Origin of the sequence: Leptolyngbya sp. Cla-17, from assembly GCF_016807185.1 — a bacterium.
Lineage (GTDB): Bacteria > Cyanobacteriota > Cyanobacteriia > Leptolyngbyales > Leptolyngbyaceae > ULC077BIN1.
The window spans coordinates 1,098,172-1,122,124 of the sequence record NZ_JAEVYN010000002.1 but is presented as its reverse complement, the minus strand read 5'-3'; the positions used below and the strand labels follow the sequence as shown (position 1 = coordinate 1,122,124).

The 23,953-nt window shown below is 48.0% G+C and carries 23 protein-coding genes and 1 pseudogene; 14 read left to right on the top strand and 10 right to left on the bottom strand.

Features of this window, described 5'->3' with window-relative positions; all coding sequences use genetic code 11:
- Nucleotides 1–179: 179 nt before the first annotated feature.
- From JOY44_RS16310 to JOY44_RS16300, 3 genes are all read right to left on the bottom strand, one after another.
- Entirely contained in the window at nt 180–962 is a 783-nt protein-coding gene (locus JOY44_RS16310; RefSeq protein WP_197985494.1) for a hypothetical protein, read from the bottom strand.
- Nucleotides 963–1,040: 78 nt separating this feature from the next.
- Nucleotides 1,041–1,673 (bottom strand): hypothetical protein, encoded by a 633-nt coding sequence (locus tag JOY44_RS16305; RefSeq protein WP_197985493.1) that lies wholly within the window; start codon nt 1,671–1,673, stop codon nt 1,041–1,043.
- A gap of 1 nt (nt 1,674) precedes the next feature.
- Entirely contained in the window at nt 1,675–2,001 is a 327-nt protein-coding gene (locus tag JOY44_RS16300) for a hypothetical protein (protein ID WP_171574693.1), read from the bottom strand.
- Nucleotides 2,002–2,073: 72 nt separating this feature from the next.
- On the opposite strand from JOY44_RS16300, the gene JOY44_RS16295 reads away from it, so the two are divergent.
- Nucleotides 2,074–3,147 (top strand): IS630 family transposase, encoded by a 1,074-nt coding sequence (locus JOY44_RS16295; protein WP_171574692.1) that lies wholly within the window; start codon nt 2,074–2,076, stop codon nt 3,145–3,147.
- Here the strand turns inward: JOY44_RS16295 and JOY44_RS31460 are convergent.
- Nucleotides 3,064–4,269, bottom strand: a pseudogene (locus JOY44_RS31460) (ISAs1 family transposase). The gene JOY44_RS16295 and the pseudogene JOY44_RS31460 sit on opposite strands and share 84 nt — an antisense overlap.
- Before the next feature lie 330 nt (nt 4,270–4,599).
- Here JOY44_RS31460 and JOY44_RS16280 point away from each other — a divergent pair.
- Both JOY44_RS16280 and JOY44_RS16275 read left to right on the top strand, forming a co-directional pair.
- Nucleotides 4,600–5,085 (top strand): helix-turn-helix domain-containing protein, encoded by a 486-nt coding sequence (locus JOY44_RS16280; RefSeq protein ID WP_171571905.1) that lies wholly within the window; start codon nt 4,600–4,602, stop codon nt 5,083–5,085.
- 27 nt (nt 5,086–5,112) lie between these two features.
- Nucleotides 5,113–5,679, top strand: coding sequence for an IS630 family transposase (locus tag JOY44_RS16275; RefSeq protein WP_171571904.1), 567 nt, complete (start codon nt 5,113–5,115; stop codon nt 5,677–5,679).
- A 212-nt stretch (nt 5,680–5,891) separates the two neighbouring features.
- Here the strand turns inward: JOY44_RS16275 and JOY44_RS16270 are convergent, their stop codons facing one another.
- Nucleotides 5,892–8,426 carry a mannose-1-phosphate guanyltransferase gene (locus tag JOY44_RS16270; RefSeq protein ID WP_322091351.1) on the bottom strand — a complete coding sequence of 845 codons (2,535 nt, stop codon included), beginning with the start codon at nt 8,424–8,426 and terminating at the stop codon, nt 5,892–5,894.
- Between the two features lie 388 nt (nt 8,427–8,814).
- Here JOY44_RS16270 and JOY44_RS16265 point away from each other — a divergent pair, with 388 nt between their 5' ends.
- Genes JOY44_RS16265 through JOY44_RS16255 form a run of 3 tightly spaced genes read left to right on the top strand, consistent with a single transcriptional unit; the run spans nt 8,815 to nt 10,208 of the window.
- Nucleotides 8,815–8,991, top strand: a complete 177-nt coding sequence (locus JOY44_RS16265) for a hypothetical protein (protein WP_171574687.1) — start codon at nt 8,815–8,817, stop codon at nt 8,989–8,991.
- An 8-nt stretch (nt 8,992–8,999) separates the two neighbouring features.
- On the top strand, nt 9,000–9,758 hold the full coding sequence (locus JOY44_RS16260) for a class I SAM-dependent methyltransferase (RefSeq protein WP_197985492.1): 759 nt from the start codon (nt 9,000–9,002) through the stop codon (nt 9,756–9,758).
- 18 nt (nt 9,759–9,776) lie between these two features.
- Complete coding sequence (locus JOY44_RS16255) at nt 9,777–10,208, top strand: acyl-CoA thioesterase (RefSeq protein WP_171574686.1); 432 nt, start codon at nt 9,777–9,779, stop codon at nt 10,206–10,208.
- Here JOY44_RS16255 and JOY44_RS16250 read toward each other — a convergent pair.
- The 3 genes from JOY44_RS16250 to menA all read right to left on the bottom strand — a co-directional run bounded on the left by JOY44_RS16250 (nt 10,159) and on the right by menA (nt 13,553).
- Nucleotides 10,159–11,571, bottom strand: a complete 1,413-nt coding sequence (locus JOY44_RS16250; RefSeq protein ID WP_245404930.1) for a 2-succinylbenzoate--CoA ligase — start codon at nt 11,569–11,571, stop codon at nt 10,159–10,161. The genes JOY44_RS16255 and JOY44_RS16250 overlap by 50 nt on opposite strands.
- Nucleotides 11,572–11,574: 3 nt before the next feature.
- Nucleotides 11,575–12,555: an o-succinylbenzoate synthase gene (locus JOY44_RS16245; RefSeq protein ID WP_171574684.1), complete on the bottom strand. Its 981-nt coding sequence runs from the start codon at nt 12,553–12,555 to the stop codon at nt 11,575–11,577.
- Between the two features lie 74 nt (nt 12,556–12,629).
- Nucleotides 12,630–13,553 (bottom strand): 2-carboxy-1,4-naphthoquinone phytyltransferase, encoded by a 924-nt coding sequence (menA, locus tag JOY44_RS16240; RefSeq protein ID WP_171574683.1) that lies wholly within the window; start codon nt 13,551–13,553, stop codon nt 12,630–12,632.
- 201 nt (nt 13,554–13,754) lie between these two features.
- Between menA and JOY44_RS16235 the strand changes: the two genes are divergently transcribed.
- From JOY44_RS16235 to JOY44_RS16220, 4 genes are all read left to right on the top strand, one after another.
- Nucleotides 13,755–15,203 carry an isochorismate synthase MenF gene (locus JOY44_RS16235; protein WP_171574682.1) on the top strand — a complete coding sequence of 483 codons (1,449 nt, stop codon included), beginning with the start codon at nt 13,755–13,757 and terminating at the stop codon, nt 15,201–15,203.
- 296 nt (nt 15,204–15,499) lie between these two features.
- Nucleotides 15,500–15,964: a single-stranded DNA-binding protein gene (locus JOY44_RS16230; RefSeq protein ID WP_171574681.1), complete on the top strand. Its 465-nt coding sequence runs from the start codon at nt 15,500–15,502 to the stop codon at nt 15,962–15,964.
- Nucleotides 15,965–15,978: 14 nt separating this feature from the next.
- Nucleotides 15,979–16,947, top strand: a complete 969-nt coding sequence (locus JOY44_RS16225) for a DUF362 domain-containing protein (RefSeq protein WP_171574680.1) — start codon at nt 15,979–15,981, stop codon at nt 16,945–16,947.
- A gap of 167 nt (nt 16,948–17,114) precedes the next feature.
- Nucleotides 17,115–17,336 (top strand): hypothetical protein, encoded by a 222-nt coding sequence (locus JOY44_RS16220; RefSeq protein ID WP_171574679.1) that lies wholly within the window; start codon nt 17,115–17,117, stop codon nt 17,334–17,336.
- A 4-nt stretch (nt 17,337–17,340) separates the two neighbouring features.
- On the opposite strand, the gene JOY44_RS16215 is transcribed toward JOY44_RS16220, so the two are convergent.
- Nucleotides 17,341–17,595: a chlororespiratory reduction protein 7 gene (locus JOY44_RS16215; protein WP_171574678.1), complete on the bottom strand. Its 255-nt coding sequence runs from the start codon at nt 17,593–17,595 to the stop codon at nt 17,341–17,343.
- Nucleotides 17,596–18,426: 831 nt separating this feature from the next.
- Here JOY44_RS16215 and JOY44_RS16210 point away from each other — a divergent pair.
- The 3 genes from JOY44_RS16210 to JOY44_RS16200 all read left to right on the top strand — a co-directional run bounded on the left by JOY44_RS16210 (nt 18,427) and on the right by JOY44_RS16200 (nt 22,080).
- Nucleotides 18,427–19,026, top strand: a complete 600-nt coding sequence (locus JOY44_RS16210; protein ID WP_171574677.1) for an outer membrane beta-barrel protein — start codon at nt 18,427–18,429, stop codon at nt 19,024–19,026.
- Between the two features lie 355 nt (nt 19,027–19,381).
- Nucleotides 19,382–21,325 carry a sulfite reductase, ferredoxin dependent gene (sir, locus tag JOY44_RS16205; RefSeq protein WP_171574676.1) on the top strand — a complete coding sequence of 648 codons (1,944 nt, stop codon included), beginning with the start codon at nt 19,382–19,384 and terminating at the stop codon, nt 21,323–21,325.
- Nucleotides 21,325–22,080, top strand: a complete 756-nt coding sequence (locus JOY44_RS16200; RefSeq protein ID WP_171574675.1) for a 16S rRNA (uracil(1498)-N(3))-methyltransferase — start codon at nt 21,325–21,327, stop codon at nt 22,078–22,080. The genes sir and JOY44_RS16200 overlap by 1 nt, the downstream gene beginning before the upstream one ends.
- Before the next feature lie 74 nt (nt 22,081–22,154).
- On the opposite strand, the gene JOY44_RS16195 is transcribed toward JOY44_RS16200, so the two are convergent.
- Entirely contained in the window at nt 22,155–22,610 is a 456-nt protein-coding gene (locus JOY44_RS16195; protein ID WP_171574674.1) for a hypothetical protein, read from the bottom strand.
- 248 nt (nt 22,611–22,858) lie between these two features.
- Between JOY44_RS16195 and JOY44_RS16190 the strand changes: the two genes are divergently transcribed.
- A complete protein-coding gene (locus tag JOY44_RS16190; RefSeq protein ID WP_171574673.1) occupies nt 22,859–23,926 on the top strand; it encodes a tetratricopeptide repeat protein in 1,068 nt (355 codons plus the stop codon).
- The last annotated feature ends 27 nt before the right edge of the window (nt 23,927–23,953 follow it).

Below are 23,953 nucleotides of genomic sequence, written 5' to 3'. Positions count from 1 at the left end.
AGCGATCGCATCCTTGATATTTCCAACTGCTTCGTCCTTAGTTTGCCCTTGTCTACACAACCAGGAATGCTTGGACACTCTACAATCAAACTTCGTCCTTATCCCGATCTAAAGTCACGTTAAATCTCATAAGTTCTGGTTAAAAAGACTAAAAATCTTTTTTAATTGCACTGAATAACTTAAGTTGTGCCCAAAGAAATTGTCGGAAAGTCAACTTTTACGATAGTTGTCATTAGCTGATCGCTACTTTGCAATAGATCATTCCATCCAGTGGCGTTAATGTGTTCCAGATGTTCTAGACGTAATCGGTGCTGATCAAATACCCAATACTTAATACTAGGAACTAGATAGCGAGTAAAAGCCATCCATTCTGCGTAATTAATTGCGAGAGGGTTGCCCTGCATCAATATTATCTTGCCAGCATTTCCAACAGTTGCAATGGAATGAGCCGCTAGTAACATTGATCTATATTTTGGATGAGAGGCTAGATCAAACTTCGTTTCTCCATGTTCAGAGTAATGCCGGAGCATGATGTAAGCACGAAGAATGATTTCGATCACTGCCGGAGTGATTCCAGAAACCAGAAAATGCCGAAAATCATAGCCGTTGAGATACATCCACCGTGCAAGTTCTCCAACCGTGCGTCCTTTCTTTCCAAAGCTGCCAACATTAATCCCTTGAATTAATGTCATAAAGGGTGCTGGCAAACCCATGGGGGTAGCCACATCAGAAATCAGGTGTCCAAGTTGGCGAAGGAATGCTTCAATCAGTCCAACAGGTTCAAGATCAGACCAAACGGCTCCTTGCATCCATGTATGGGTATGGGTCAATTTATCGTAAGAAAACCCGGTAATTGTCCCTCGCATAATATCTAAGACCCCAAACACAAAGCCGAGAACTGGATCATGCCCTAAAGACTGATAGCGATGTGATTTAGGAGACATTCCAGCAACACGTTTCACTCCATCTGCACCTGCATAACTCTTTGCGTCATAGGGAACTTTACATGTTTTTTCTAATTCTCTCGCCCATTGAGAGAATCAATCAGTCTGACCAGCTTTTGCTGTGGTGTTAAAGTCTTTCAATCGAGCAGTAAGATTCAATTGATCAAGCCATTTTCCATTCCCTATTACAGTAGGATTTTTGGGAATTTGAACAAGGAGAACATCTGTTAGCAACGCCAGAATCCCACTTGCTCCAACAAAAGAATAGTCGCAGGCATCCCATTGGTATTGAGCATCATAGGATTCACTCTGAAGCTTTTTGAGATCTGCTTCCGTTAAAAAACCTTCGTAGGGAGCTAACGGATCGACTCCTTGAGATAGCGCATAGGTTTGGCATTGCCTTACAAAACTGTCCCAATCTTTGAAGCCGATTTTGGTGAGTTCTCGAAAAACAGATTGCTGGCGATTTTCATACAGTCTTAAAATCTGGTCTGGATCGAAATCACCAAAATCTTCTGTTTCAATCCATTCTTGAGAGGCTTCTAGCTCCTCCATGAGACTTTCAAGATCCCGAAGTTGATTGGTTGTTTCATCAACACCAGTCAGCTTTTGCCCAACTTCGGTTAGTTTGGCATCTATTTCGGAAACTGCTAAGTCGAGGTTTTTTAGAACGTGATTTTGTGCTTGTAAAGCAATGCCAAGTTCAGCAATAAATTGATCGGAAAGCATCTTAAACTGCTCCAGAAGCTTGTTTTCGCTTTGCAACTGACTGTTGCATGAACCTTAACCTTTCCGTCAAAATCTTAATTGCTTCTCGATTAGCTTCTGCACTGGCAGCGCCCACTTCGAGGGTTGTAGTTTTTTCCTGAAGACTGCCAATTTGCTCTACTAACTGGTTAACAGCTCCCTGCATATTTTTAATCACCAGTTCAGCTTTGCGTTCTCTTTCAGTTTGCAATTGTGCTTTTTTAGCTGTGTCTCCTGTATCAAGCAGAGCATTAATACCTATAAAAACACCTGCGCCCGCAAGAATGGCAACCCCAATTCCAGGAATCATGCCTCCTAAACCAACTTATACGGAATTGAGTAGGGGAGTATCATTTAGCAAGATGAAAAAGGTACTCTGTCCATGCCTCGACCCCGCACTCAAATTAGCCCTCATCTAGACTACGCAGATCTAACTCAGCGGTATGTTCAGTGCCAAGATGCTGGCGAGAAAAACCGTTGGTTGGTGATTCGATTGCTCAGTCATCCAAAGACTCCGATGAGCATCGAACAAACCGCTGAGATTTGTGGACTCAGTTGTAGTGGAGTGCGGAAAATTGCCCGTCGCTACAACGCCGAGGGTGCGGTCGGACTAGTCAATCGGCAACGCTTGAACCCTGGGGGCAATCGGTTGGCTTTAAGTGATGAACAGCAACGGCTATTGCGGCAACGCTTACAGAGTGCCCCGGATGATGGCGGACTCTGGAGTGGACCGAAAGTTGGGGAGTATATCGAAACCTACTTTGGCATTTGCTTACACCCCTCAACAGCCTGGAAGTATCTACGACGTTTGGGGTTGAGCTTGCAGGTGCCGCATCCGGTGCATCATCAAAGCGCAACCCTTGAGCAGCAAGCAGAGTTCAAAGCAGGATTAGCAGGTCATGTGGCGTGGTTGCGCTCGTTGTTTCCCAATCGGGAGATTGTAATTTGGGCGGAAGACGAAGCTCGATTAGGCTTGCAACCCATTGTCAGGCGGGTTTGGGCACCCATAGGAGAACGCCCATCAGCGCATCATTCTCGCCGCTATCAATGGGTCTACACCTATGGTTTTGTCCATCCTGCCACTGGAGCGAGCTACTTCCTTTTATTGCCCCGTGCCAATGTCTCCATGATGCAGATGGCGTTAGAGCTATTTGCGGCTCAGGTCAATCCCCATCGTCAGCAGTTGATCATTCTATTGGTTGATCAGGCCGCGTGGCATATGAGCCAAAAACTTCAGGTGCCCCCCGGCATTTTCTTCTACCCGCTATTGCCCTATACCCTCCAACTGCAACCCACTGAATGTGTCTGGTCTTTGCTGCGCGAAGCAATCGCTAATCAAGTGTTTGACAATCTTGATGCTTTAGAGGATGTCTTAGTCAAGCGGTGCCAATGGTTGATGCAGCATCCTGTGATAGTTCAAGGCAAAGTGGGCTTTGATTGGATTCAAGCAATTTAATCTGGTCAAAAAGTACTGCCTTCCGCAATTCCGTATAATTACTAGATTGCGAATGAACGCCATCAAGGTAGCAGCAGGTTTCGCTGCAATCGAGCTTTGGTCTTCGCCGAGCACGACATCTTTGACCCAATGCAGCGGATTCTCAATCCCCCAATGCGACCGAATGCGGGCTTGCAAGGCATCTGCCTGCTGCGACCAACTGGTGATGTAGTATCGACGCTCATAGTACGGTTCTCCCTGGCGCTTGCCCAGGCGGATCACCTCCACTCCTTGTTGAGCACCGCTCCAAAGGTGCTTCAGACTATCTGGCAAGGGAAAAACCGCAGCAATTCGGGTCGTTTGACGGTCCCGCGTCTGTTCGGCATCAAGATGAATACTGAACACCGTATCCCTCTGAGCCAGGTCTTGTAATTGCTGATAAAGCGTTTTCTGATTCGCTTTCACACTATAGCGTTTCCGGCTCCTGTGAGGTACAAACTAAAGGCTCAAACCCTTGCTCTCTATTATTCTGCCCGTACCTCATCCGACAGAAAACCGCTATAATCACGTAATCATTTCCTTGGCTGTGAATTAATTCCACGGGTTTTTTTGAGTGTGCAATGCGTCCAAACTCACCGTTACCCCAGATAACTGCAAATGTTCCAGCAGTTCATAGACCGCCTTAATCTCGCTCTGATGCTGATTTTCAAAGACGGCTTGTCCCACCACCAGTCCCTGTTCTAACTGAAACACTGACACGACATTGACAAAGTTTTGCTGTGCCGTGTCAGTGTCGGTGAGCGTGTTCTTTAAGCTTTTGCCATCCACTGCACAGTTGTTTCCAGCTTTAACCAATCCGGCACTCTGCGCCCATTGGTTAAAGGCGGTTGCGACTGCATTAAAGTCAATCTCCATCAACAAGCGTCGAATGGTGGAATAACTCGGTAACTGCGCTCGGCGCAAGCCTAAGCGCTCTGCCAGATGCTCCTGGTGGCGGAGCATGAAGCGCGATAAACCCCGATACCCTCGGTAGCCACTCATCGTGCCCAGAATGATTAACAGCAGAAACACCCACAGGGGATAGCGCTGTCCAGCACCGCGACGATGGTCTGGAATCGTTTGCAGAGCTTCTATCAAGGTCATGGGTCGGATGGGAGGGACGCGAATTAATTGCTGCCTCTGTTAGCTTGAATTTTCTTCCCCTAGAATGAATCAGCCCTAGGTTGCAGTTGGGGAACGACGTGACCTTCTGTGCGCTTCTGAATCATCCATCTCTCGACGCAACTCTTGCTGACAGCAAAGCGGGCAGCAACTTTTCGGATCGAGCTATCACCCTTCTCCATAGCACTTACAATCTTCTCTCGAAAGTCTATGGAATGCGGCTTCATTTTTGACCCAACGTTGTAATACCAAATTAAATTGGAGTAGTTACAGATCAGATAAACTGAGGAATGTAGAGGTGAGAGTCTAATCATGGCTGGTGTCAGCGCAATCGTAATTAAAGAAAGTCTCGAGGAGTTAGGCACCCGCTTGCGAACGGTTGAACAGCCGATAGTTAAAGAACGATTGCAAGTGTTGTACTGGCTCAAACGAGCGCAAGCACCGAGCATCAGCCAGATCGCGGTTGCAATTGGCAGGCATCGAGGCACGGTGCAAAAGTGGTTAGCGCTGTATCGAGCACAAGGATTAGAGGCATTGCTGGTGGTCAAGCCAACGCCAGGAGGAGGCAACCGGATGATTCCAATGTGGGCAGAAGTTGCCTTAGCAAAGCGATTGCAGGAACCGGACAATGGGTTTGACAGCTATGGGGAGGTGCAGCAGTGGCTCTTGGAGAGTTTAGGAATAGAAGCCCAGTATCATGCGGTCTACCAGATGACCCGTTATCGGCTCAAAGCCAAGCTAAAAGTGGCTCGTCCCCAACAACCTCAAGCAGAACCGAGCACAACGAGAGGCATTTAAGCAAACCTTGCAGACGACCTCGATTTGTTGAGCCAATACGCTCGGCAAGTGCGCCAGGATAAACGACCTATTCGCTATTTTGCTGGGGATGAGAGCCGCTTTGGGCTGCATACCATTATCGGGCGTTTGATTACAGCCTTTGGAGTGAAACCCATTGGCTCATGGCAACGGGTGTTCAAAGCATTCTGGCTCTATGGCGCTGTGGAACCTGCCACCGGAGAATCCTTTTTCTGGCAGTTCTCCCATGTCGATACCGAGTGCTACCAATGCTTCTTGGATGAGTTCTCCAAGGCTTACCCCGATAGTCTCAATATCCTGCAAGTGGATAACGGACGGTTCCACAAAGGCAAAGCGTTGATTGTGCCACAGAACATTATCCTGGTGTTCCAACCGCCTTACTGTCCGGAGTTAAATCCAATTGAGAGGCTATGGGAATATCTCAAGGCGGATCTCAAGTGGGTTTCGTTCAAAACGCTTGACCAACTGCAATCCAGAGTAGATCAACTCTTATCCCAGTTAACCCCTCAAGTGATTGCTTCTCTCACGGGCTACCCCTTTATCCTCAATGCACTATCTGTCATTGAAACCATTTAAATTGGTATAATCCTTCATTGCCCTCTATCTGACTGCAATCCGCTGTAATTTTTATTGAGCAAAAGAGACTGTGGTTGACTTCAATGTGACTTCCGCACGACTAGCAGTACTATCTCAAAGTACCCGCTTATTTACTGCTCTCACGATGTTTGAACAGTAAACCGGATAAAGCAGCCTTCATAAATCGTTGATCTCTTCTTGACCCTCGCCCTCTAATACGAATAGGTGCTTTCGGCGTAGGCTTCTTCTTCTGATTCATGGTCTTGATCGACAAATTCTTGAACCCGAATGCGGTAGTCTCGCAGGGTTTCGTCTACCCAGTTGCGATCGGGGCTATTAGCAAAAATATGGACTAAGGGCTCGCCAGCATCGGGCAAAATCAGCACCCAACCGTCGGATCGATGATCAAAAATTTTCACTCCATCCACCAGTTCCAAAGACTCTACGGGATGAGTTTCAACCAGGTGTCGCATGAGTGAACCTTTGGTTGACCAGGGACAGCGGACGACGTGGGTTTTGTGACTAATCCGGGGAAGCTCTGCCCGAATTTGCCCCAGCGATCGCTCTTGAATGGTCAACAGTTCAATGATTTTGGCAATGCAAAACATGGCATCAAAGCCGGGATGCAGATGAGGAAAGATGAAACCCATCTCACCACTACCGCCCAAAACCACATTGGCGCTAGTTTGGCAGGTTTCCATCAAGGCAGTGGGATTTGCCTTCGTGCGAATCACATAACCGTCGTGGCGGCGGGCAATGTGTTCCACGGCGCTGGATGCATTGACGGGAACCACAATCGTGCCCCTGGGAGTCTGCGTCAACATCATTTCTACCATCAGTGCCGTCAGCATTTCGCCCCGAATGGTGCTGCCTGTCTCATCCACTAAAATCAGTTGTTCGCCATTGGCGTAAACCTGCACCCCAAAATTCGCCTTCAGCGCTTCCACCACATGCCCCAATTGGCTGAGTAAAGTTTCGCGGTTCGAGTTGGTGGGTGCATTTTGGCTGAGGCTGGCATTGAGTACGACGGCATCGCAGCCAAATTTGGCGAGAATTTGAGGTAGCACCGCGCCTGAGACGGCATACACATAATCGATCACCACTTTGGAACTGCTGTGGCGAATGGCTTCCACGTTGAGGTGACGCTCAAAACTGATGCCGTAGATATCCAGCATTTGGTTGGCATAGGCGACGTTTCCAATTTCGTGCATTTGGGCGCGGCGAAAGTCTTCTTTAAAGTACGCGCCTTCAATTTTCTTTTCGCGCGCCTTGGAAATATTGATGCCTTTGTGATCAAAAAATTCGATCAAGATGTGGTCTGGGCGTTCAGGATGGACGCGGACATGAATTCCCCCCGCGATCGCGATCGTTGGCACAATCGATCGCGCTACAGGAATCGCTGTGGCTTCCAGGTTTTGGATGTTGACTCCAACCGACATCAGCCCTGCAATCAGCGATCGCGACACCATCCGAGAAATCGTGCGCTGATCGCGGGAAACCGTGACATGAGAACCAGACTTCAACGTGGAACCATAGGCTCCCCCTAGTTTGACCGCAAATTCCGGCGTGATGTCGATGTTTGCTAGCCCAGATACCCCACGCTGTCCAAACAAATTGCGATAGGCGGCTTGCCCCCAAATCAAGTTGATGTTGAGAATGGCACCCGGTTCCACCTTTTTGCTGGGCCACACCCGCACGCCGGGGCTAACCTTCGCTTCTTCGCCAATGGAGGAAAGGGGACCGATAACGGCACCTTCTAGCACATGGGCGCGGCGATCTACCCGCGTCCCTCGTGCAATCACGCAGGCTCTTAAATGAGCTTCGTCGCCGACGATCGCGCCATTCCAAATAATTGGGCGCTTCAGATTTGCCTCTGTCCCCACCGTGACGTTATCGCCAATGACCGTGCCGCCTTCAATCAGCACTCGTGCCCCAATCCGGCAATTGCTGCCAATCATTGCTGGCGCTTCGATTTGCGCTGTCGGGTCAAGATAGGTGTTTTGCCCAATCCAAATACCGGGCATTCGCTCTTCATAAGCAAAATCGAGCTTGACTTTGCGAAATAAGCCATCGTACTGGGCTTCGCGATAGGCATCTAAATGACCAACATCGCACCAGTAACCATCCGCAATATAGCCAAACATCGGCTCCCCTGCTTCCAGCATCCGCGGAAACAAATCCTTGGAAAAATCACTTTCCTGGTTTTCTGGCAGGTATTTCAATACGTCTGGCTCCAGAATATAGGCACCCGTATTGACCGTATCGGAAAAGATTTCACTGCTAGAGGGTTTTTCTAAAAATCGACAAATGCGATAGTTTTCATCGGTGATCACAACCCCAAATTCCAAAGGATTGGGGACGCGGGTCAAAATTAGGGTAGCTTGGGAGCGGTGCGCTCTGTGAAAGGCGATCGCTTCCTTCAGATCAAAATCAGTAATACTATCGCCGCTAATGACTAAAAACGTATCGTCCAGCAGTTCCGCAATATTTTTAACGCAGCCTGCTGTTCCCAACGGCTGATCCTCTTCCACCGCATAGGTCATTTGCACGCCAAAGTCACTGCCGTCCTGAAAATAATCTCGCATCACATCGGGTAAGTAGTGCAGCGTGGTAATAATTTCATGAATGCCATTGCGCTTCAGTAGATTGATGATGTGTTCGGCGATCGGACGGTTAAGAATTGGAACCATCGGCTTAGGGAGGTCGCAAGTCAACGGTCTTAGTCGAGTTCCCGATCCACCTGCCATCAAAACTGCTCGCATAAGCCCTCGATTAGTATTGTTTTAAATGAAAAAGCTTGAACTCTTAAAGAGTAAATTTTCTACGCAATAGGCGACCTGCTTGAAATAATGCCAAGCTTACCCTCACCCGATGGGAGAGGACAATAGCAACTTCCGTAAGCCCTTATCCTTGGGGATAAGAGTTCGGATCAGGGCAAAATCAGGTGCCCATGGCGGCTTTCTATAGTTTTGTAGCGTTAATGTCTTTAAGGTATCTTCCGCAAGAAAGGAATGCTACCTAAACCAGAACATCGTAAAACCTTGTTACATCGATGTTACTGGACATCTTGATTTCTGTAGATAGGATAAAACAGAGTAGTAAAGCTATTGAGTCATTTAGAGGGTTCGTTCAGTTATGGAAATCATTGGTGTTGTTGCGTCCATTGTTTACGCAGGCGGAATCTGGAAGTTTTGGACGGGATTTAATCGCACAAACTTTAGTCAAGGTCGCTGGTATCTGGCACCCCTATGGCCCGTCTTGATTTTTAATAAACCCTACCGCCAAAACTTTAATAAAGCCTTGAAAGGCTAAAGGATTGGATGTCTAATAAAAAGATGTCTAATAAAAACAAGCGTCTTTCATATCAAGCAGATTCCAGCGATGGGTTTGGAGTATTGCGCGATCGTCCCACCGATTGGGAAAGCCATATCGCCGCGATCGCGTTTCGCTTCAATCAAGAGTATAAAGGTACGGCAGTGGACTTGCCCGACGAAGTGAAAGCCATGCCAATTTATCAAGAGCGGCTTTCTGGCTTACTACAAAGCAAACTCACCTCTCCTTTTTGGCAGCTGGCTAAACCGCAAAAAAACCAGCGCTGTCTGGATATTGGCTGTGGAGTCAGCTTTTTGATTTATCCCTGGCGCGAGTGGGATGCGGTTTTTTATGGGTCAGAAGTAAGCACCGCAGCCCAAGAGGTGCTAAACGCGCGAGGACCTCAGTTGAACTCCAAACTGTTCAAGGGGGTGCAACTGGCTCCAGCCCATCAAATGCTCTACGAAGCCAACCAGTTTGACCTGGCGATCGCCACAGGAGTCAGTGCCTACTATCCGCCAGAGTATTGGGGTGCAGTACTGGCTGAAGCCAAACGGGTTCTGAAACCGGGGAGTTTCTTTGTGTTCGATGTGGTTGATCCGGATACGCCTTTGGCAGAAAACTGGGCAATCCTGGAAACGTACTTGGGCAGCGAGGTTTTTTTAGAACCGTTGGAAAAATGGAAACAGCTCGTTCAAGACGCTGGAGGTAAGATTGTCAAAACATTGCCTGGAGAGATCTTTCAGCTTTGGAAAGTTAGTTTTTAACGAAGCTAAGAGCTAGAGATGTATATTCATCAGCGGACGGTGCGGTTTCAGGATACGGATGCGGCAGGGGTGGTGTATTTTTCAAATGGGCTGGCGATCTGCCATGAAGCCTATGAAGCTTCGCTGCAAGCGGCAGGAATTGATCTGAAGGCATTTTTTAAGGGAGTGCCCGTGGCGGTTCCGATTGTTCATGCCAGCGTGGATTTTTTGCGCCCGATCTCAGTGGGCGATCGCCTAGAAATTCACCTCACGCCTCATCAGACTGATTCCACCGAGTTTGAAATTCACTACCAGCTTTGTTTAGAGCCTTCACTAGATAAACCTGTAATCAAAGCGCTGACTCGTCATGTTTGCATTGATGCCCAAGCTCGCACTCGCCAAGAATTACCACCGCCGTTAATTACATGGTTGAATCAGTGGGCACCAGTTGCCGTAGTTCTTGCCGATTAAGTTTTCCCTGAGCGTTGCGGGGCAGTTGTTCTACCGCAATCCAGTGTTTTGGCAGTTTGAATTTGCTGAGGCGATCTGCCAAGGCGGCTTTTAGGGTTGTCACCGTCAGATGAGCAGTGGGCACATAGATGGCTGCAATGGCTTCACCCCAGTAGGGATCACTCACACCAAACACCCCCACATCTTGCACCAGCCCCGTTGCCAAAATTGCCGCCTCTACCTCTGCCGGAAACACATTCTCTCCACCTGTAATGATTTTGTCGCTTTGCCGCCCCAGGATATGCAGGTAGCCGCGCTCATCCAACCAACCGATGTCGTCTGTAGAGAAAGTGCAAGCGACTGTTCCCTTCGAAAAGCACGCAACGTCGCGTGGAGTATCAACAAATTCTGGATAGTAGCCCAGCATCAGCGATTTAGCGGCGATCGTTACCACACCCGTTTGATTGACCCCAAGCACTTCCCCCGTCGTGGCGCTGCAAATCGTGATTTGAGCATGGGGCAGCACTTGCCCACAGCCCGTTATACCTTGCAAAAAATCCGTTGGTTTTAGTGTTGAGACCTGCGACGCCGTTTCCGTCATGCCATAGGTGGGCGCAAGCGGAATGGCAAGCTGCCTTGCCTGTTCTAATAACTCTGACCCGGCAGGCGCACCACCAAGGAGGATGGTTTTGAACTGGGTAAGAAGAGTGGGCGAACCCAGCAGACGATGGAGTTGGGTAGGAACGAGGGAAAGAAAAAAATCAGCGGGGTCAAAGGTTAGTAGATGGGACGTTTCCAGGGTCTTGTAGGGTAAAAGGGCTAATGTACCGCCTGAAGTGAGCGATCGCAAACATTGCATCAAACCGCTGACGTGATAAATAGGCAGAACACAGCAAGAGTGAATTCGCTCTACGCCAAAGTAGTGCTGAAAACCTGCGACAGAAGCCATGAGCGTATCCCAGGTGTGCATGGCGAAGCGAATAGAGCCGGAGGAGCCGCCCGTGGGAATGCAGATGAGGGGAAGTGGAGAGTGCAAAGCGGGGAGTACCGAATGCAGAGGAGGTCGTAGAAGTGTGCTTTTTTCGTAGAGGAGGGTGGGCTGAGCTAGGGCGAAGACCTGTGCCCATTCGGAGTCTGTCCAAGTGGGATTGCAAAGGAACAAATGACAGCCAGTGGCGCAGGCAGCAATAAATTTTGCCAGGAAGTGGATCGGGTCGGATTCTGCCAAAAAAATAACGGGGCGATCTCTCACTCGCGTCTTCTCTTCCTGCAATTGTGCGATCACCCGACTGGTCAATTCAAAAAAAGCACGGCTATCCTGCCCAATCAACCAGTCTTCCCTGGCTCGTTCCTGCAAATATTCCCATGCGCCTTTCATTACCATTCCCTATTCCCTAAACCAATGGCTTGTGCCGTAGCCCATCGCGCGATCGCTATTTCCCAGTTCTGCTGCCAACTTCAAGCCTGCCTCTCGTCCAATTTCGGTTTCAAACACCGAGGAGAAGACTGCATCAATGGCATGTGCCTGAAAAAACTGGCGCAGGCGACGTGGTGAACCGGCGATCGCGGGTTTAATCACAAGAACTCCACGCCAGCCTTGCGCATGACAATCTTGCAGTTGAGCGAGGGTTGCTACCGATTCATCCAGTGCTAGAGGGGTTGAACACCACATACTCAACTCCATCATCTGAGCAAATTGGCTCGGAGGAAGGGGCTGCTCTAAATATTCGATGATTGGAATGAGATCGCACGCCGCTAGCCACGCTTTCGCAGTTTTCATGCTCAATCCACCATTGGCATCTAGCCGCAGTCGTGCCGTTTTTGGCAAATCTTGAGCCAGCCTCGCCAACACTGCCAATTCTATTTCCAGTGCTTCCACTCCAACTTTCCATTTAAACGTCCGATAGCCTTCTTCCCACAGCTTTTGCCAGGTTGATAACGCGACTTTCCCCGCAGGCAGCAACGCGCTTTGCAGGAGTACGGAGTGTGGAGTACGCAGTGCGCAGTATGAGTCTTGTTCTGTTAACTCTGACCCTTGCCCCCGGACTCCTGATCTTTGATGCTCGCCATGCACCACTGCTTCCCACGCCATTTCAAAGCCAAATTGACAGGCGGGTAGGGTAAGTGGAATGTCAAAAATAGTCTCTTTTGTAAGGATATGGGGCAGTTGGCGGCAAAAGTCTAGAGCTTGCTCCAAGCTCTCAGAGCCAAACCAATGCAGGGGAGCAATTTCGCCTCTGCCAACTTGCTCAGTTTGATCAATCAGTTGCAGTAAAATACCCTCTCGCACCTTCCAAGTTCCGTGGCTGGTTTGCAATGGGCATTTAAAGGGGCGCTGGTAAGAATGGAATTGAAATTGATAGAGCATCAAGCTTTTCAGAGGCTATGCCAAAAGGATTCTCTGAAGTTTTGTAGTTGCACGATCTTGTTTTTGCTTTATCTTTAACCTCTGGATAGAACAAATCCCAGACCCAGCATCAAGCCAGTGAAAAAGTGAAACGCGACAGCAATCAATCGACAACGCAGCAGGGTTTCTGGCTGATGATAGTTGGCTGCGATCGTGCGACACAGTTTGAGGGCATAGGGCAAGCTGGCAAACACCAACAGTGTCCATAGAGGGAAGATCTTGATCGATACAAATAGGACAGTCAGCCCATAAATACTGCTGCAAATCCACGGGAGCAGTTGGGCCGCGCGTTTGGCACCCAGTCGCACTACTGGCGATCGCTTGCCAACGGCAGCATCGTCATTCACCTGGTTGAAGTGAGAACAAAAGAGAATCAAACTGGTGGCAATGCCAATCACGGCGGAGGCGGCGAAGTTGGTGAGTGACCAGGATTGGGTCTGGCTATAGTAAACGGCGGCAAATGCGATAGGACCAAAAGCAAAGAAGCAGAGAATTTCACCCAAACCGTGGTAGCTGAGGCGAAAGGGCGGTCCCTGGTAAATGTAGCCGATCGCGCAGCAGAGCAAAATTAGCCCAATGACAGTCAGTTCTTGCTGCCAAACCGCGATCGCCCCAATTCCTAATAGACCAATTACCAAACAGCCGTTACTGATCCAAAAAATTAGTGACTTGTTTCCAGTCAGGTTAACAAGCGAATTTGCCTTGTTCACATCTACCCCAGTGTCAGCATCGAACACGTCGTTGCTAAGATTTTCCCAAGCCAGGATCAGAATTGCTGAAACAAGAAATGTAACAAAAATTTCAGCCCGGAAAAGCCCCGTTTCAGCATAAGCGATCGCCGTGCCCACTCCAATTGGCATGACGGCAACGCTGTACATGGGTGGTTTGATGGCTGCCAGCCATAGCTTTTTTGTAGGTAGATTATTATTGGCAGGTAAATTAACAGCTTTCGTAACCATTTTAGATGTTGTTAAATGAGCATATTTCAGCGTAAAGTTGCCTAATCATTCTATGATCCAACGATTCACAGACTTAGGAAATAGATGAAGAGTTTAAACTTTGAAACATATTAAGAAATGATGCGCTTATAGACTGTAAATGGCGACCCGTAGACCTTTACAGAACTATACTGTTTATAAGATTGTGTTGTCTTCTATTACATGCCAGTCACACTTTGTTGCAATCAGCAGTTTAAAACTCAGCGGGATCTTTATCAATTTCTTTCAGATTGTCAGCAAGTTTCTTGCGAGAAAAAGCAAGCTCAAATCATTAGCATTTCATTAGAAGTTGATGCAGTTGATCCACTCGCAATTTTGCATGAAATGGATGAACTGGGTCAGCTAAGTTTCTATCTAGAAAAACAAGATTTATCTGAAAAAACAAATTTTAGTGATGATAAAGTTGCGATCGCGGCAATCAATTCAGTAGCCCAATTTCAAACTGACAATAGCCAACGTTTTGAAGAAGTTAAAGCTTTTATTCAAGATATCTTGGCAAACACAATTATGGCTGGAGCATCGGATATTCCCTTCTCTGGCCCTCATTTCTTTTGCAGTTTTTCCTTTAGCGATCACCCCTCTGAGCAAGCCTGTGGCGGTTTTGCAGCAGCAACCGTTTTTCTTCCAAGCTGGCAGGTTTCTTATAGGAAAAACCGCAGCACGATCGTTGCTAATGTTGCGATCGATGCTCAAACTTGTCTCACTTCAACCGTTGAAATGCTGTGGAAAAATTTGCAAAAAATCAAGGCTGTTAAATATAAGCTGATTAATCCTATTCTCCACAACTCTAATTGGCTAAAACACCATCCTGTCGCAGGCACCAAAACATTTCAAAACGCTGTGTGTAGTGCATTAGAATCAATCCGCGCCGACCACTTTGATAAAATTGTTCTAGCTCATGCGGTGGATGTGGTTTCGCCGCTGCCCTTTCATCGAATTTTTTCCCTTAACAATTTGCGAACTCAGTACCCAGATTGCTACATTTTTTCCACAACCAATGCCCAAGGGCAGCATTTTATTGGGGCTAGCCCAGAACGATTGGTCAGTGTGCAAAATCATCAACTGCTCACCGATGCCTTGGCAGGTTCAGCCCCACGCGGCAACACAACCTGTGAAGATGCCCGCTTAGCGAATATTTTGCTCCACAGCAGCAAGGAACTGCATGAACACCAGGTGGTGATTGATTTTATTATCCATCAGCTTGCTCAGTTGGGTTTGGAGCCATCCTGCTTACCCCTGCGCTTGCTCCAATTATCGAACATTCAACATTTACATACGCCCATCCGGGCTGTCGTTCCATCGGAAATCCATTTGCTCGACGTGGTGGCGGCATTGCATCCCACTCCAGCCGTTGCCGGAAGACCGAGAGAGATTACCTGTGAGCACATTCGGCGCTATGAACCCTTTGAGCGATCGCTCTATGCCGCGCCCATTGGCTGGGTGAATCATCGGGGTGAGGGGGAATTCGCCGTTGGTATTCGGTCGGCTTTAATTGATGGGTGCACTGCCCGTCTATTTGCTGGGGCAGGGATTGTCGCTGGATCGGCACCCGAACGGGAGCTAGCAGAAGTGCAGCTTAAACTACAAGCCTTGCTAACTGCATTAGTTTGAGACTGCATTGCAGCGCGATCGCTGGACATTCAAAACTCATACTTGGTCTGGGTACGTTGAGCAGAGTACGCACCTACGCGAACTTCGCTACCAAATTTCTATCTAGCAAGGTCAACTTTTGTTTACTCAGCACTTCGGACTTGCACTCCGTACTCTCATCTCATAAACTCGACCCTTGTTTCGCCGATGTTCACACCACAGTTCCCCCTATTCACTTCCGGTAGAAATTGTTAAAATCAATGCCAGAGCTGAATCAATTCAACTGTACTAATCAATTACCTCTTTGGGGTTGCTCAATGAACCAATGCATCTTAATGGCGGACATTATTCAAGAACCTGAACTCCGCTATACCTCAGATAATCAAACGCCACTTGCAGAAATGGTTGTGCAGTTTGCGGGTATTCGTCCTGAAGATCCTCCGTCTACGCTGAAGGTGATTGGCTGGGGTAACCTGGCGCAGGAAATTCAGGCAACTTACCACGAGGGCGATCGCGTGGTAATTGAAGGTCGCCTGAATATGAACACCATTGATCGTCCAGAAGGCTTTAAAGAAAAAAGGGCAGAATTGACAGCCACACGGGTGCATCGGTTAGCGTCTGATACCGTATCCACGTCCACTACGACCGCCTTGCCAACCGCTAGTACCGCCAGCCAGCCCACTGCTACACCCAAAGCGCCTCCTGCTGCGTATAAAGCCAAGGAACCCGCTGGCACATTTCAAGCTCCGCCAGAATCCAATTTAGATGACATTCCATTTTAGCTACCCCGATTCCTATGACTTCTCAGCCAATTGTTAGTCTGATTCGCGCTCAATCCTACGATCGCGCTCAACTTCGTCAATCAATTGAAACGGTGTTGCAGCCCTTGGGTGGTATGGCAGCGTTCGTTAAACCGGGCGATCGCGTTTTGCTCAAGCCCAATTTGCTTACGGGTGCGCGTCCCACGAAAGAATGCGTGACTCGCCCAGAAATAGTTCACTGCGTAGCACAGATGGTGCGGGAAGCGGGGGGAATTCCGTTTTTGGGCGATGGACCTGCCTTTGGCAGTGCCGAGGGCGTGGCACGGGCAAACGGCTACATGCCCTTGGTAGAAGAATTGGAGTTACCTATTGTTGAATTTCACGGCAAGCGCTATGAAACAGTCAGCGATGAATTTAACCATCTGCTGCTGTCTAAAGAAGCAATGGACGCAGATGTAGTGATTAACCTACCCAAGGTAAAATCCCATGTGCAGCTAACGCTGACGATGGGAGTGAAGAACTTGTTTGGCTGCGTTCCGGGCAAAATGAAAGCCTGGTGGCACATGGAAGCTGGCAAGAGCAAAGAACGCTTTGGAGCCATGTTGGTCGAGACTGCACGCACGATTAATCCAACCCTGACCATTTTGGATGGCGTTGTTGGGCATGAGGGCAACGGACCCAGCGGCGGTGAACCGCGCAAGTTGGGCCTTCTTGCCGCTTCGTCTAACGTGTTTGCCCTTGATCGCGCCGTTGTAGAAATCTTGCAGGTGAATCCTGCTGCTGTCCCAACGATCGCCGCGGCCCAACTCTTGGGACTTGATCCGGCTCTGGACGCGATCGCCTTTCCCCAGTTGCATCCTCACGAGTTAGCGATTTCAGACTGGCGCTTACCTGATCAAATGATGGCGATCGATTTTGGGATGCCGCGAGTCTTTCAATCTACCTTTAAACATCTTTACATTCGTTTCATCAAGGAACCGATGGCAGCCTATTCAGCCCGATAGATTCTGAGAAAGCGTATTACCGTTTGGTAACTGTTGTATCGTCTTATTGTTTTGCTCAAACGATCAGTTGAGAATTGGGTATGGTGAAATAAGAACACCAGAATATTCTATTTTTTATAAACAGATTAGCTAGCTACTTTATACTCACTTCGCTTGGAACTTGCTGCATGTCTCCACTGCTGCTGCGACAAATTTGGGGCCTGGTTGAAACCACCCAATCCCAAGTCCTCTTAAACCTAGATGATGAGAGTTTGGTGCAATGGCTGCTGCGCCAGCTCACCAATCAGCGATCGCTCGATTCCCACGAAGCTAATCTGCTCAATGACTACCTGCAATCGCGCCTACCGCTAATTCGTGACGTTGCCCAAAGCCGTCACGCCTTGGTTTAGTCCTTCACTTCTCCAATCTCACCACATACCACTGGATAAACGTGCCTGGACCCAAATCAAATTCGCAGGCGGTTTCCAGTAAATGTTTTGCCTGTTCTGACAATGATGAAAATTGTTGAAGTTCGGCAGGCAGTTCTTCTTGTGCTGCCAAGACCGCCTGCAACTTTTCGTGCAGTTCTGTAATCGTTAGAAACTGCTCAGGTTGGTTTGGCTCTAGCACGACATAGGTATCACTTTCATATAATCGTGGATCTGGCATTGCATCAGCCTTTCAATCATGGAGGAAATGCATCTATTTTTGCAGATTTACGCGATCGCCCACAAAATATTCGGTCTTCGGGCAAATATTTTTGATCACTTCGAGCAATCAAATCTATAATTTACCCGGATAAAATTTACTTGGATAAAATATTTCTCAGTCACTCAATTGCTGCACTAGTTGATTCATCACAATTAGAGTTGCCTACTTGAAGGAATTAAATTTTCAAGCTTAAAAATTTAGAATGAATTGAGTCCCTCATCGTTTTAGGCAAAAATTAAGCAGTTCAAAAGTTTTGATTTTTTATTTCCTGTTTTCTCCTGATTCGTTGATTTAGTAAAGTAGAGTATTAATTCACTGATTTGGCTCGGCGCTTTAACTTAGGAAAGCAGCAAGAAAAACCTCGCTGCTGTAACTTGAAGTAGCTTATTAATCCTATTAATTACAGAAAAGCTCAAAAAGCTTAAGTTCCCCTTGGAGAATAGATTTCAAGCAAGGAAAGCGATCGCCTAAACCCATCATTTCATGTAATCTTCAGAGGTTTTACAGTTTTGCAAATTAGTTTTTAGATAAGTAACTAGTTGTCAAACTTAGTTATGGTTTACAAGTGGATCAACATCAGCTTTTTTGATTCGGTCTATAAAAAGCAGGTTAAAATGGGTCAAGTATAAATGATCTGCTTTATTAAAGTTTCTGTCTCAAAGCTTTTTACGGTTAGGTTACTTAATTTAGTCATTTTTCCTGAAAATCTTTGGAACATATTTCGCCACTATTTCGACTATAAATCTATAACCGCACACACTATACAAAGAGTAATTGAGGGCTATCAAAATGCAACTCTCTCAAACAGTTTCTAAAGCAATCGCACTTCTTTCTGCCGCTACTGCTGGTTCTATTGTCCTATCCGCTGGTATGGCCTCAGCTCAATCCGTCAACCAAACAGTCAACGTCGATGTAGCTCCTGGAGCAAACGTCGTTGTAGTTGATAGCAAAACTCCTGGTTTTAGCGGTGCTTACATTGGGGGTGGTGTCGCCGCTGGCGTGACTAACGGTGGACAACAAGGAGACGCTGCAAACTTGGGTGGCAACATTCAAGGTCGAATTGCACCCTTTGCAAGTGTTCCTGTATCGGCGCGGGCAGCAGTCCTATTCGGCAGCGAAACTACAGCGATTATGCCGCTAGTCACCTATGATTTGCCCATCGCTGCAAACACTAATCTCTATGTCGGAGGTGGCTACTCCTTCGTTGAGAAGAACGGTAAGCCCTCGCCTTTGGGTAACAAGAACGCTCCGGTTGTAACGGTTGGTGCTGAAACCAGCATTACTCGTGACGTGGTTGTCTACGGGGACGCAAAACTAGGTGTTAGAGCCTATGAAAATAGCAAGGCTAGTGCGCTCAGCTTCCAGGCTGGTGTTGGCTACCGCTTCTAACTTCAACTGTTTAGCAAATCATTTGAAGTAGATAAGTCTTAAGGCTCTTGCATCAGCAAGAGCCTTATTTTTTGTTTTTCAAACACCTTTTTGAAATTTCATCAATCCTGTTTCTATCTTCAACTGTGAAAATCCTCTTAAGCCTGAGCCAGAATTCTTGAGAACGCGATAGGCTGCATAAAGGCAATGCTACGATTGAAGTATCCAGCAAATTCCTATCGGCTTACCGGGAATTTTGAGTCTAGTTTCATATCGTTCGGTCAAGCAGCAATCCTGAATAGATAGTCTTCATAGAAAACTGCTCAGGAATGCACTCTGTTATATCAACAATCCTTCAATTTTTGCAGTAGTCCCGATGGTCAACATTTCCGCACCTTCCACAGCTCGTAAGCCTTCTAAAGTAGAGGGTTTGAAAGAGCGCAGTAACTTTTTACGCGAACCCGTCGCGTCTGAACTGCTTTTAGATACTACTCATTTCAGCGAGGATGCGACTCAGATCCTCAAGTTTCACGGCTCCTATCAACAGGATGATCGGGATAATCGGATCAAAGGGCAGGAGAAAGATTATCAGTTCATGCTGCGGACGCGGAACCCTGGTGGTTTTATTCCACCGGAACTTTACTTGGCATTGGATCAACTTTCCGACGAGTATGGCAACCATACCCTCAGGGCTACAACCAGACAAGGCTTTCAAATTCACGGCATTCTTAAGAAAAACCTGAAGGCCGCGATCGCGGCGATCGTTCGCAATATGGGATCGACCCTGGGTGCCTGCGGTGACTTAAACCGGAATGTAATGGTTCCTGTGGCTCCTTACAAAAATCGTCCTGAGTATCAATATGCCTGGGACTATGCCAATGGCATCGCCGATTTACTTACGCCTCAGGCAGGCGCTTACTACGAAATTTGGCTAGATGGCGAAAAGGCAATTTCTGCGGAGGAAGACCCAGAAGTCGTTGCTGCTCGTCAGCGCAACGGTAACGGCACACTTGTGCATGATTCGGTGGAGCCAATTTATGGCACCCACTACATGCCACGCAAATTTAAATGTAGCGTCACGGTGCCCGGAGATAATTCGGTCGATCTGTTCTCTCAAGATGTCAGTTTGGTCGTTATTACCAACTCACAAGGCGAACTAGAAGGCTTTAATGTCTACGCAGGCGGTGGTTTGGGGCGCACCCACAACAAAGAAGACACCTTTCCACGGGTAGCAGATCCAATCGGCTATGTGGAAAAGGCAGATGTGTTTGATTTGGTGAAGGCGATTGTGGCAACCCAGCGGGACTATGGCGATCGCAGCGATCGTCGCCATGCCCGGATGAAGTACCTGATTGCCGAGTGGGGCGTAGCCAAATTCCAAGCCCAAGTTGAGAAATACTTAGGTAAAGCGATTCAGCCTCTTAGAGAAACCCCCGAATTTAAGTTTTTGAACTTTTTGGGCTGGCACGAGCAGGGCGACGGTAAGCTATTTTTGGGTTTATCCATTGAAAATGGGCGTGTCAAAAATGAAGGAGATTTTCAGCTAAAGACTGCTCTGCGGGAAATTGTAGAAAAATTCCATCTACCCATGCGGATCACGGCCAGCCAGAATGTGCTGCTGTACGAAATCGAGCCTGCCCATAAAGCTGAAATTCAGCAGATTTTAGTTCGCTGCGGCATTAAGCGCGAGGATGAAATTGATTCTTTGGTGCGCGATTCGATGGCATGTCCAGCGTTGCCCACTTGCGGTTTGGCAACCACTGAATCGGAGCGCGTTATGCCAAGCGTTCTCGAACGAATTCGCCTATTGCTCGATCGCGTAGACCTACCTAACGAACACTTTATCGTTCGCATGACTGGCTGCCCCAATGGCTGCGCTCGTCCTTATCTAGCAGAAGTTGCTTTTGTGGGAAATGGACCGGGTACTTATCAACTCTGGCTCGGTGCATCGCCTGACCAAACCCGTTTGGCTCAAGTGTATCTAGAAAAAATGCCGATTGATGAGTTGGAATCTACATTGGAGCCGCTGTTTGTTTACTTCAAACAGTCTCGCAATCTAGGCGAGAGTTTTGGTGATTTTTGCGATCGCGTGGGCATGGCATCCTTACAGCAGTTTGCCTCCACCTATCAGCCCAGTGTTGAAGCAGATAGCGGCAATGATGGTTTTCATGCTGTGATTACAACCGATAAAAAGCGCCATCGAGTTAGCCTGCCTCCAGCGGTTTACAGCCGCCTTCAAGAAGTCGCCTTCCGCGAAGGCAAGCCCGTTAGTCAACTGGCGACCACCGTGATCGAGGCATATCTGAAGAGTTTGGGCTAGTGTTACAGCGGATTGTGATTGATCCCTGCCAAATTTGTCTCAAAGCGATCGCTTTAAGCAAAGACCAACAGCACTATTTAGGGCGAGTGTTGCGGCTGCAAGCAGGCGATCGCTTCATTGCCATGGATGGACAGGGAAAATCTTGGCTGGCACACTTAATCGCTCTGGATGGTCAACTTCAGGCGGAAATTGTGGAGTCTGTGCAGACCCAGACCGAACTGCCAGTTTGCGTCACGTTGGTCATGGCTTTGCCCAAAGGCAATGGCTTTGATGACGTGGTGCGGCAGGCAACTGAGCTTGGCGTCGCCTGTATCGTGCCCGTGCTGAGCGATCGCGCCTTGCTGAACCCTAGTTCTCAAAAGTGCGATCGCTGGCGACGCATTGCTCAAGAAGCCGCCGAACAATCCGAACGGCAATGTGTTCCCATTGTTCAAGATCCAATCCCTTTTACCCAATCTCTGACACATCTCACTCCTGCCTTTAACTACCTCTGCGTCACTCGCCGCACCGTCCCCCACCTGTTGAACTGCCTGTCCCCTGACTCCAACCCACAATCCCAAACTCCTCCCATCACCCTTGCCATCGGCTGCGAGGGCGGCTGGACTGACGCTGAAGTTGATCAAGCGATCGCCGCTGGTTATCAGCCCGTTTCCCTGGGTTCCCGCATCCTGCGCGCCGTCACTGCCCCGATTGTTGCGCTCTCTCTAATTGCGGCGGTGTATGAAAGAAACGGCGATCGCGAATCATTCTCATAAATTCTCCGCAGTTTCCAGATTAATTGGCTATACACCACTAACTATGAACTACGGAGAGGTTCGATCGACTCAACTTACCTACCTCTGGAACACAATGAAGGCTTCCCACCATAATGGCAGTCAAAGTAATCGAGCGCTGCACCTGCAGATTGAAAAGAGAGAGATGCAACCAGAGAACCATTAGGATAATCCTCTAATCTCCAAACCTTCAAGGTGTAGCGAGTGTTCATTGAGTTTGTCCACACCTGGTAGTGATAATCCTGAGTGAACCCATTCCGGCTGCTTTCTCCGCCTTGACCTTCTTGCACCAATGACTCACTGCTGAATGCCGTTTGGCGAGTTGCATTGGTTGCAGGCTGAGACCGAACTTGAACAGGCGTAGATTTTGCTGACGAGTTGCCGCACATCCCTTTAAGTTCAATTTTTTGACCAGAGCTTGTCACCATGTAGCAGGTATCGGCAAGTGCGGGTAAAGTGGCAGCAGCCATGGCAATCGCAGTCGAAGCAATGAGGCACTGGAGGACGTTCATAACGGTTGAAGATGCAGAATAAGTCTGACTCCAACGTGCCCAATGGCTTGTTCAGCCTCATGCTGACAGGAACAAGCTTAATGGGATCTTGACAAAGTGCCTGCCTACAGTGAAGTTGTGACTAGAAGCTTGAGTCTACTTAAATTTCCAGCCAGCACTAAGTGTATGAAAGAACTGGCGATTGACGACGAGTTAGTATGAATTGAAGTTATAAAGTTCCAATCTTCAATCCCCAATCCTCAATTTCTATGATTGACCAAGTTGCCGCCGCATTTGAGCGCCAAGATTATCAGACAGCGGCACAATTATTAAAGGAATTGCTGAAGCGATCGCCGCAAGATCCGTGGGTGCAATTGTATGTGGGGCGCTTGCAAGAAGTATCTGGTAAAGCCAAAGCCGCTGAAGGCATCTATCGGCAATTGTTGAAAAGCCAAACCAATTCAAAGCTGATTGCTCAGGCGCGTCAAGGGTTACAGCGGTTGGGGGGAGTGAGCCAGCCAAGACCCCAGGCGATCGCTCAAGCACCTCGACAGAGTGTCAGTGCAAATCCAGGATTCATGATTTTGGAAGCGGTTCCCCCTGAATCTCGGAGCCATCTTGGGCAACGTTTTGCCACGGTGATGAATCTGGATGTATATACTGCAAAAGCATTGCTTCCCAGTCGTGGCTGGAAACTCTATCGAGCTGCTGCTTTTGAAGAGTTGCAGGAAGTGGGACAAGCCTTAAAAACAGCAGAGATTCCTGTTTTTTGGGCAGCCACTTCAGAGTTAGAAGCAATTCAAATATTTCACGTCAACCACTTTTCTACGCTGGTTCCAAATCCTACGGTAGTTTGCAAAAACGACGTGGGACAGCTTGGCTCGTTGTCATTCTTGTGGTCGGAAGTTACACAGCGAATTGAAGGAATTTTGCCACTCTTTTCGCAAGTCGTTGAGTTAGGCTATCGCGATCGCCCCGAATGGAAGGATAAGGTGGAAGACTATGCCCACTTTTGCGATTTGCATCTTCCGGCGCGCCGTTGCATTCTGCGAATCCACGACAGTCGTTATAACTTTAAACAGGGCGCTCTTGCGTCCTTTGAAGCCGATACTATTCGCCAACGCTGGAATCACCTGCTTACCTGTTTGAATCAACAGTTGCCTCAAGTGCCCATTGGGTCAGACTTCACCGCATTCTCTGAAACTGTAGATGATTTCACTGTGCCCTTAAGCCGTTTAAAGCCTCAGCTTTTTCTATCCCGTGCAGAAGATTGCTATCTAGATTCTGCTTTTCACCTCTACAGCACTCTGGCATTTCTCAAAAGTTCTGCCCCATAAAACAAGAGCGTATCAACACCCTTCTTC

Excerpts from the sequence above, each read along its gene's own strand:
- JOY44_RS16305 (WP_197985493.1), bottom strand. The coding sequence starts at position 1,673 with ATGCTTTCCGATCAATTTATTGCTGAACTTGGCATTGCTTTACAAGCA.
- JOY44_RS16300 (WP_171574693.1), bottom strand. The coding sequence starts at position 2,001 with ATGATTCCTGGAATTGGGGTTGCCATTCTTGCGGGCGCAGGTGTTTTT.
- JOY44_RS16295 (WP_171574692.1), top strand. The coding sequence starts at position 2,074 with ATGCCTCGACCCCGCACTCAAATTAGCCCTCATCTAGACTACGCAGAT.
- JOY44_RS16280 (WP_171571905.1), top strand. The coding sequence starts at position 4,600 with ATGGCTGGTGTCAGCGCAATCGTAATTAAAGAAAGTCTCGAGGAGTTA.
- JOY44_RS16270 (WP_322091351.1), bottom strand. The coding sequence starts at position 8,426 with ATGGCAGGTGGATCGGGAACTCGACTAAGACCGTTGACTTGCGACCTC.
- JOY44_RS16265 (WP_171574687.1), top strand. The coding sequence starts at position 8,815 with ATGGAAATCATTGGTGTTGTTGCGTCCATTGTTTACGCAGGCGGAATC.
- JOY44_RS16260 (WP_197985492.1), top strand. The coding sequence starts at position 9,000 with ATGTCTAATAAAAAGATGTCTAATAAAAACAAGCGTCTTTCATATCAA.
- JOY44_RS16255 (WP_171574686.1), top strand. The coding sequence starts at position 9,777 with ATGTATATTCATCAGCGGACGGTGCGGTTTCAGGATACGGATGCGGCA.
- JOY44_RS16250 (WP_245404930.1), bottom strand. The coding sequence starts at position 11,571 with ATGGTAATGAAAGGCGCATGGGAATATTTGCAGGAACGAGCCAGGGAA.
- JOY44_RS16245 (WP_171574684.1), bottom strand. The coding sequence starts at position 12,555 with ATGCTCTATCAATTTCAATTCCATTCTTACCAGCGCCCCTTTAAATGC.
- menA (WP_171574683.1), bottom strand. The coding sequence starts at position 13,553 with ATGGTTACGAAAGCTGTTAATTTACCTGCCAATAATAATCTACCTACA.
- JOY44_RS16235 (WP_171574682.1), top strand. The coding sequence starts at position 13,755 with ATGCCAGTCACACTTTGTTGCAATCAGCAGTTTAAAACTCAGCGGGAT.
- JOY44_RS16230 (WP_171574681.1), top strand. The coding sequence starts at position 15,500 with ATGAACCAATGCATCTTAATGGCGGACATTATTCAAGAACCTGAACTC.
- JOY44_RS16225 (WP_171574680.1), top strand. The coding sequence starts at position 15,979 with ATGACTTCTCAGCCAATTGTTAGTCTGATTCGCGCTCAATCCTACGAT.
- JOY44_RS16220 (WP_171574679.1), top strand. The coding sequence starts at position 17,115 with ATGTCTCCACTGCTGCTGCGACAAATTTGGGGCCTGGTTGAAACCACC.
- JOY44_RS16215 (WP_171574678.1), bottom strand. The coding sequence starts at position 17,595 with ATGCCAGATCCACGATTATATGAAAGTGATACCTATGTCGTGCTAGAG.
- JOY44_RS16210 (WP_171574677.1), top strand. The coding sequence starts at position 18,427 with ATGCAACTCTCTCAAACAGTTTCTAAAGCAATCGCACTTCTTTCTGCC.
- sir (WP_171574676.1), top strand. The coding sequence starts at position 19,382 with ATGGTCAACATTTCCGCACCTTCCACAGCTCGTAAGCCTTCTAAAGTA.
- JOY44_RS16195 (WP_171574674.1), bottom strand. The coding sequence starts at position 22,610 with ATGAACGTCCTCCAGTGCCTCATTGCTTCGACTGCGATTGCCATGGCT.
- JOY44_RS16190 (WP_171574673.1), top strand. The coding sequence starts at position 22,859 with ATGATTGACCAAGTTGCCGCCGCATTTGAGCGCCAAGATTATCAGACA.